Raw genomic sequence first — 7,850 nt, 5'->3', positions numbered from 1 at the left:
CTTCCGTTTTGCCATTCCAGCCTGCTGGCGAAGTAGAAAAGCAGGAAGGACAGTACTAACAGGAAAGGGAAGCCGGCCCGGAGGCCGGTGGATCTAAGCTGCCTATTCGGCAGTGAAGTTTCTAGGCCAAGGCCAATAGCTCATATTTCTAAGCTGCCTTTGCGGCAGAAGACTGCACCTACTGTTCTCACAGCTAGTAGCTAGAGAAGGGTAAGTGATCCCCCAAGGAATTTGCCAGTTGCACCGTATCGATTCTCTGAGCTAGTCTAATCGAAAGACACAAAAACATTAGACGAAGACTAATAGTTCATAGGTTCAAAAAATTCAGTAACCAGATCTCACCCTGGTTACTGATGAAGCAACGCTTGGTTGCGAGCCGAGCATCCATCTGCAGGAACGATGCAAAAAGGAGGGTACGAAGGTGATGGGCTGCCACTCTGTTAGGAGGGATAGCTGAGGGCACGAATGCCCATTTACACCCGAGGTAGCGATGCTTCGGGGTGCATCTTACCTCTAGCTGCTTCTCTCAGCACAAGGATTTGTTGCTATGAATGCCCCCTCCTCCAGCCGACAGCAGGCCATCCGCAGCCTGATCGAGCGCTTTATCGCCGAGCGTCTGGCCACCAAGCTCGAAAGCCTGAGCGCAGACGACCCCAAGCGCGCCACCCTGCTTGCCCAATACGCCCCGGACGTATGGCTGGAAGATGCCGCTCGCCGCGCCGGGCAGATCCAGGCGGTGACGCATACGCTCAAAGCCATTCACCCGGACGCCAAGGGCACCAACCTATATTGTTTGCCGAACAGCTTGCCGCAACATGCGCTGGTCGGCAGCCATTGCCTGGGCGACGACTTTGCCGGCGATGTGGTGGGCAATGCCGCCGCGCTGGATGTCTACAAGCTGCTCAAGCTGGAGCACGACGGCCAGACACTGCTCGACCTGCTGCTGGCCGCAGATGCCGATGCCATTGCCGCGCTGCATACAGATGACGAGCAGGCCCGGAGTCTGGCCGCAGCCTTTACCGGCATCACCCGCGCGCGCGACGGCCTGGCCTCCCACACCTACGGCAAGCAGCTGTACTGGCTGGTCGGCGATGATCCGCGCAACGATGAGCACTACCATCTGCTCGCCCCGCTGTATGCCAGCTCGCTGGCGCATCGGGTGTATCAGGAGATCCAGGCCGACCGCTTCGGCGAGCCGGCCAAGGAAGCGCGCCAGGCACGACGCGACAAGCAGTTTCACCCTGGCGTGATCCACGAATACCCCGACCTGGCCGTGCAGAAGCTCGGCGGCACCAAACCGCAGAACATCTCCCAGCTCAACAGCGAACGGCGTGGCGACAACTACCTGCTCGCCTCCCTGCCGCCAAGCTGGCAGCCGCGCGATGTGCGCCTGCCGATCCGTACCCGTGACGGTTCGATTTTCCCCGCTTTCGGCCAGCGCCCGGCAGTGGCCGAACTGGTGCGCACCCTGCGCGACTTTCTGCTCAGCGGCCCACCAGCGAACGTGCACACCCGCAACAGCCGCGATGAACTGCTCACCGAGCTGATCGACGAATTGCTGTTGTACGCCGTCGAGCTTTGGGCCTTCGAGCCCGGCTGGTCGGCCAAGCCCGAGTGCAACCTCAACCGCGCCGAGCAGCTGTGGCTGGATTTCCGCCGCGCCGAGCACGACGCCATCTTCGCCAGCGAATGGCGACGCATGGAGTGGCTCACGGAAATTCGCGAGCGCTTCGCCAACTGGCTCAATGCGCGGCTGGTCAGCAAGCTTTCGGTCGGTGATGTGGAAAACAGCTACTGGGCCAAACAGGCCGGCAGCAATGCCCTGTGGCTCGACCTCGACTGGCTGAACCGGGCCTGGGTCGAACAATTCGAGCGCGAGCAACGCGACCTGGAGGCCGAACATGAGTGAGCTGCCCACCTCCAACGGCCTGCTGATCGTCCCCCACCTGCGGGTGCAGAACGCCAACGCCATTTCCAGCCCGCTGACCTGGGGCTTCCCCGCCATCAGCGCCTTTATCGGCCTGATGCAGGCCGTCGAACGCAAGCTCGAGGGTCGCTTCGCTCTGATGTTCGACAGCGTCGGGGTGGTCTGCCATAGCCATGACACCCAGGTCACCGGGGGCTATCAACGCGCCTTCCGCCTGACCCGCAACCCGGTCAACGAGCGCGGTGAAACCGCCGCCATCGTCGAAGAGGGGCGCATCCACCTGGATATCACGCTGATCATCGGCGTCAGCGGCTATAGCGAAGACGGCCAGCCAGACCCGGTGCAGGGCGACTGGCAAAAGCGCCGCACGATCGCCGCTGAAATCGCAAATCTGCTGGGCAGCATGCGTATCGCCGGCGGTAGCGTGTTCCTCGATCCGCAGCACCAGCCGGTACTGGAGCCATTGGCACAAGGCGAGGAGCGCAGCAAGCAGTTCCGCCGCCTGCGTCGCCGCTGGCTGCCGGGCTTCGCCCTGGTCAGTCGCGACGACCTGCTGCAAAACCACCTGCAGCAACTGCGTGGCGAGAACGCCAGCGCCGATCTGCTCGATGGCTGGCTCGACCTTTCACGCCTGAACCTGCGCGCCCAGGAAGCCCGCCCGGCCAGCGAAAGCCAGCCTGCCAAAGTCGAGTGGCGCGCCCAGCGCGTAATGCCCAACGGCTGGCTGGTGCCGATCCCGGTCGGCTATGGCGCCCTCGGCCCAATGCAAGCCGCCGGCAGCGTGGCCAACGCGCGGGACGGACAAACCCCGCTGCGTTTCGTTGAAAGCCTCTACTCCATCGGCCAATGGCTCAGCCCGCACCGGCTGCGCGATGTCGATGACCTGCTCTGGTACGCCAGCGCCGATCCCCAGGCCGGCCTGTACCGCTGCCACAACCTCTACAGCCAAACCCTCTGCACTGATGACATGGAGTGACCATCATGACCACCACCCCTCTGAAAACTGCTTCCGTCCTGGCCTTCGAGCGCAAGCTCGACCCTTCCGATGCGCTGTTTCATGCCGGTGACTGGCAGACGCGCGACACCTGGCAACCGCTCGCCGTGCGGGAAAAATCCGTGCGCGGCACCATCTCCAATCGCCTCAAGGCCAAAGACCAAGACCCAGCCAAGCTCGACGCCGCCATCGAGAACCCCAACCTGCAGACCGCCGACGTCGCGGCCCTGCCGCATGACGCCGATACGCTGCGCGTCAGCTTCACCCTGCGCGTACTCGGTGGTGCCGGCACGCCCTCAGCCTGCAACGATGCCGCCTACCGACAGAAGCTGCTGGATACCGTGCAGAGCTACGTCGCCAGCCACGGCTTCGCTGAACTGGCACGCCGCTACGCACACAACCTGGCCAATGGTCGCTTCTTGTGGCGCAACCGTATCGGTGCTGAACAGGTAGAGGTACAGATTGCCCACCTGGTCGATGGCAAAGCGGCCAAGCAGTGGAGCTTCGATGCGCTGAGCCTTTCCCTGCGCAACTTCGACGCCAGCGGCCCGGCGGCCACAGCGCTGGACGAACTGGCCAAGCTGATCGCTGCCGGCCTGAGCGGCGAGCGTCACCTGCTGCTGGGCATCACGGCTCATGTACGCATGGGTGCTGGCCAGGAGGTATTCCCCTCCCAGGAGCTGATCCTCGACCGGGGCAAGGGCGACAAGAGCAAGACCCTGTACAGCGTCGACGGCGTCGCCGGGATGCACTCGCAGAAACTCGGCAATGCCCTGCGCACCATCGACACCTGGTATCCGGACGCTGGCGAACTCGGCCCCATCGCCGTCGAACCCTACGGCTCGGTCACCACCGAAGGCCGCGCCTATCGCCAACCCAAGGCCAAGGCGGACTTCTACAACCTGCTGGACAACTGGCTGCTCAAGGACAAAGTGCCCAACATCGGTGACCAGCATTTCGTCATGGCCACCCTGATTCGCGGTGGCGTGTTTGGCGAGGCGGGCTAGCCATGAACCATTACCTCGACCTGAAACTGCTGCCCGACCCAGAATTTCCGGCCACGCAGTTGATGAGCGCCCTGCTCGCCAAGTTGCACCGAGGCCTGCATGACCTGCGTCGTAGCGATGTGGGCATCAGCTTCCCGGATGTGGAAACGGCGGGCCACGGCCTCGGCACCCGCCTGCGCCTGCATGGCAGTGCCGAAGCGCTGGATCGGCTGATGGCGCTGAACTGGCTCAGCGGCATGCGCGACCACTTGAACCTGGGTGAACTGGCGCCCATCCCGGCGAAGGTGCGCTGGCGCTGCGTCAGCCGCGTACAGGTGGACAGCAACCCGGAGCGCGCCCGCCGCCGCCTGATCAAGCGCCACGGCATCAGCGAAGCAGAGGCGCGCCAGCGCATCCCCGACAGCGCCGGCAAACGCTGCGACCTGCCTTATGCCACCTTGCGCAGCAACGGCAGCGGTCACAGCTTCCGCCTGTTTATCCGCCACGGCCCACTGCTCGACAAACCCACCCCCGGCACCTTCGGCGCCTACGGCCTTAGCGCCCAGGCCAGCGTGCCCTGGTTCTGACCCTTTTTCCCAGCCCAAAACGGAGCCCTTGCAAAATCAAGCACTTGCAAGCGGCTCCGAAAAAAGGGGTAGCACCGGAAAAATCGGGCAGGTTCTTTAACAATCAAGCCGTTAGGGTTATTAGGCTCTAGTTCACTGCCGTGTAGGCAGCTCAGAAAGCTGGGATACAGGATTTGGTCGGCAACGTCTGGTTCACTGCCGTGTAGGCAGCTCAGAAAACGCCGACTGGGCGCTCAGCGAAATCGAGCGCGTTCACTGCCGTGTAGGCAGCTCAGAAACGCTACTACCAGGGCGGGCCGCAGCAGGAGTGGTTCACTGCCGTGTAGGCAGCTCAGAAAACGGAGCGGCAGGCGCTCAGCCGTCAGATCGGGTTCACTGCCGTGTAGGCAGCTCAGAAAAGCATCCGTTTCGGAGGAACCCATGATCGAGCGTTCACTGCCGTGTAGGCAGCTCAGAAATGCCGCGCCTGGGTGACGCTGACGGCGCCTGGGTTCACTGCCGTGTAGGCAGCTCAGAAAACCCCCGAATACCAGCGCCGGCAGCAGCAGCGGTTCACTGCCGTGTAGGCAGCTCAGAAATTGGAGAAGTGCTTGCAGTCCGGGCTAAACCAGTTCACTGCCGTGTAGGCAGCTCAGAAATGCCCCGCAGCGCGGCGGCTGGCCTCGCTGGTGTTCACTGCCGTGTAGGCAGCTCAGAAAGTTTCGCACGCCAGGGCAGCGCCGCGCGCGGGGTTCACTGCCGTGTAGGCAGCTCAGAAATGGCGCACCAGGCGGGCATCACGCTGCCGATGGTTCACTGCCGTGTAGGCAGCTCAGAAACTGCGCCGCCATATTGCGGATTGTCTCGGTCTGTTCACTGCCGTGTAGGCAGCTCAGAAAAGACTCGCCGGCACGCATTGAGTGCTCGGTAAGTTCACTGCCGTGTAGGCAGCTCAGAAAAGTAGATGCACGTCCGTGTGCGCGGGTGGTCAGTTCACTGCCGTGTAGGCAGCTCAGAAATGGATATCGCCCGCATGTATCAGCGCGGCTGCGTTCACTGCCGTGTAGGCAGCTCAGAAATATGCGAATCGGCGCGGTCTCTACCGGCCCATGTTCACTGCCGTGTAGGCAGCTCAGAAAACTGGAGGCAATCATGAGCAAGAACGATCTTTTGTTCACTGCCGTGTAGGCAGCTCAGAAATCGACTGCTGGCCAATTTGCTGGCCGCCCCAAGTTCACTGCCGTGTAGGCAGCTCAGAAATTGACCATCGGGACGGCGCGCTTGCCGCCCACGTTCACTGCCGTGTAGGCAGCTCAGAAACTCTCGGTTATCAGGGTTGACTGTTGGTGAAAAGTTCACTGCCGTGTAGGCAGCTCAGAAATGAAAACATACAGTGGCGCCTTGCTTGTTGGTGTTCACTGCCGTGTAGGCAGCTCAGAAAATCAGCGCCAATACTGCCGAAACAACCCAGCCGTTCACTGCCGTGTAGGCAGCTCAGAAAATCTGAAAAGCCATGTTGATCAAGACGCCCTTGTTCACTGCCGTGTAGGCAGCTCAGAAAGCGGGTGCCAGGCCACGGTAGCGGCCTCTATGGTTCACTGCCGTGTAGGCAGCTCAGAAAAGCAGGGCGCAGATAGTCGATAGCGCGGCGAAGTTCACTGCCGTGTAGGCAGCTCAGAAAACAGTGGAGTAAGGCAGGAGCGAGGATGTGTAGTTCACTGCCGTGTAGGCAGCTCAGAAATGGGCGCTGGCATCTATGACCGCCTGGTGGAAGTTCACTGCCGTGTAGGCAGCTCAGAAACGGCCATGAAAGAGCTCGCCGCCGCGGCGGGCGTTCACTGCCGTGTAGGCAGCTCAGAAAACGATATGAGCGCTGAGCTGATCGCGCCTCGACGTTCACTGCCGTGTAGGCAGCTCAGAAAAGGCTGAACGAAGGGGCGTTGATGGTAAGGTCGTTCACTGCCGTGTAGGCAGCTCAGAAAAGGTGCTAGCGTGCATCGAGCGGCAGGCGGTGGTTCACTGCCGTGTAGGCAGCTCAGAAAAAGCCACACGCGGCCGGGCTGCCAGTTCCAGCGTTCACTGCCGTGTAGGCAGCTCAGAAAATGGCTGTGGTCGGCATCATCGTGCGCATGCTGTTCACTGCCGTGTAGGCAGCTCAGAAAAGCGTGTGCTGATAACCGTAGTCGATCCCGTAGTTCACTGCCGTGTAGGCAGCTCAGAAAACTTGGCAGGACGAACAATGCCCGAACATCCCGTTCACTGCCGTGTAGGCAGCTCAGAAAAGATCGGGATACAACTACCGCGACTATACATGGTTCACTGCCGTGTAGGCAGCTCAGAAAAGTTCGAGTGGGTCTTGCAGGTTGAGCAGCAGGTTCACTGCCGTGTAGGCAGCTCAGAAAGGGGCTATTATTGAGCGCGGCAGTAATGCTAAGTTCACTGCCGTGTAGGCAGCTCAGAAAAAGCGCCTCACTGGCCACGGCCTGGGTGGTGTGTTCACTGCCGTGTAGGCAGCTCAGAAAAGCGCCCGAGGCGCGCGAGCTGATTTCTCGCCGTTCACTGCCGTGTAGGCAGCTCAGAAATACTGCGTTGACGCCGGGCAGGTTGATATTGGCGTTCACTGCCGTGTAGGCAGCTCAGAAATCGCCAGTGCGCTCGTCGCGGTAGATCTCGGGGTTCACTGCCGTGTAGGCAGCTCAGAAAAGCTCCGGCAGCGGGTTCGGGTCAGTCCAGAAGTTCACTGCCGTGTAGGCAGCTCAGAAATGCCACACGCGGCCGCAGGCGTAGAGCGTGGTGTTCACTGCCGTGTAGGCAGCTCAGAAAACGCCCTGCGCGTAGTTGCAGTACCTGCCTCGGTTCACTGCCGTGTAGGCAGCTCAGAAAATAAGGCGGCGACTAGGGATTCCAGTCGCGTCGTTCACTGCCGTGTAGGCAGCTCAGAAATCCAGCTCCGCCAACTGATCGTCTGTAATACTGTTCACTGCCGTGTAGGCAGCTCAGAAAGTCTAAGGCGAAGTCTGGCTCGGGCAGCTCAGGTTCACTGCCGTGTAGGCAGCTCAGAAATGGGCGATGGTGGCGAGGATGGCGCCGATGGTGTTCACTGCCGTGTAGGCAGCTCAGAAATTGGCGATCTGGGCGTTGCAGGTTTTGCAGTTGTTCACTGCCGTGTAGGCAGCTCAGAAAAGCAGCAGCCAGTGCGCGGCAATCCGTCGGCAGTTCACTGCCGTGTAGGCAGCTCAGAAAAGGCGATGCCGAGCAGTGGATAGCCTCGGATGGTTCACTGCCGTGTAGGCAGCTCAGAAACCGTCCAGAACGCGAACTGCAGCAGGTTTCGGGTTCACTGCCGTGTAGGCAGCTCAGAAAATGCTAACCACAAC

General features: G+C 61.1%; 4 protein-coding genes and 1 CRISPR repeat array (1 of these 5 running past the window's edge). All 4 genes read left to right on the top strand.

The window, feature by feature from the left end:
• Nucleotides 1–547: 547 nt before the first annotated feature.
• Genes csy1 through cas6f form a run of 4 tightly spaced genes read left to right on the top strand, consistent with a single transcriptional unit; the run spans nucleotide 548 to nucleotide 4,494 of the window.
• Complete coding sequence (csy1, locus tag N5J71_RS17360; RefSeq protein WP_116620376.1) at nucleotides 548–1,909, top strand: type I-F CRISPR-associated protein Csy1; 1,362 nt, start codon at nucleotides 548–550, stop codon at nucleotides 1,907–1,909.
• A complete protein-coding gene (gene csy2 / locus N5J71_RS17355) occupies nucleotides 1,902–2,903 on the top strand; it encodes a type I-F CRISPR-associated protein Csy2 (protein ID WP_279917315.1) in 1,002 nt (333 codons plus the stop codon). The genes csy1 and csy2 overlap by 8 nt, the downstream gene beginning before the upstream one ends.
• Nucleotides 2,904–2,908: 5 nt before the next feature.
• A complete protein-coding gene (csy3, locus tag N5J71_RS17350; RefSeq protein ID WP_279917314.1) occupies nucleotides 2,909–3,928 on the top strand; it encodes a type I-F CRISPR-associated protein Csy3 in 1,020 nt (339 codons plus the stop codon).
• A gap of 2 nt (nucleotides 3,929–3,930) precedes the next feature.
• Entirely contained in the window at nucleotides 3,931–4,494 is a 564-nt protein-coding gene (cas6f, locus tag N5J71_RS17345) for a type I-F CRISPR-associated endoribonuclease Cas6/Csy4 (RefSeq protein ID WP_108235002.1), read from the top strand.
• Nucleotides 4,495–4,624: 130 nt separating this feature from the next.
• Nucleotides 4,625–7,850: direct repeats of the CRISPR family, unit length 28 nt; unit sequence GTTCACTGCCGTGTAGGCAGCTCAGAAA (it continues 466 nt past the right edge of the window).

This window comes from Ectopseudomonas oleovorans, from assembly GCF_029845265.1.
Classification (GTDB): domain Bacteria; phylum Pseudomonadota; class Gammaproteobacteria; order Pseudomonadales; family Pseudomonadaceae; genus Aquipseudomonas; species Aquipseudomonas oleovorans.
Note: the sequence above shows the minus strand (reverse complement) of the source record. Positions and strands in the feature narration are given on the sequence as shown.

Excerpts from the sequence above, each read along its gene's own strand:
- csy2 (WP_279917315.1), top strand. The coding sequence starts at position 1,902 with ATGAGTGAGCTGCCCACCTCCAACGGCCTGCTGATCGTCCCCCACCTG.
- csy3 (WP_279917314.1), top strand. The coding sequence starts at position 2,909 with ATGACCACCACCCCTCTGAAAACTGCTTCCGTCCTGGCCTTCGAGCGC.
- cas6f (WP_108235002.1), top strand. The coding sequence starts at position 3,931 with ATGAACCATTACCTCGACCTGAAACTGCTGCCCGACCCAGAATTTCCG.
- csy1 (WP_116620376.1), top strand. The coding sequence starts at position 548 with ATGAATGCCCCCTCCTCCAGCCGACAGCAGGCCATCCGCAGCCTGATC.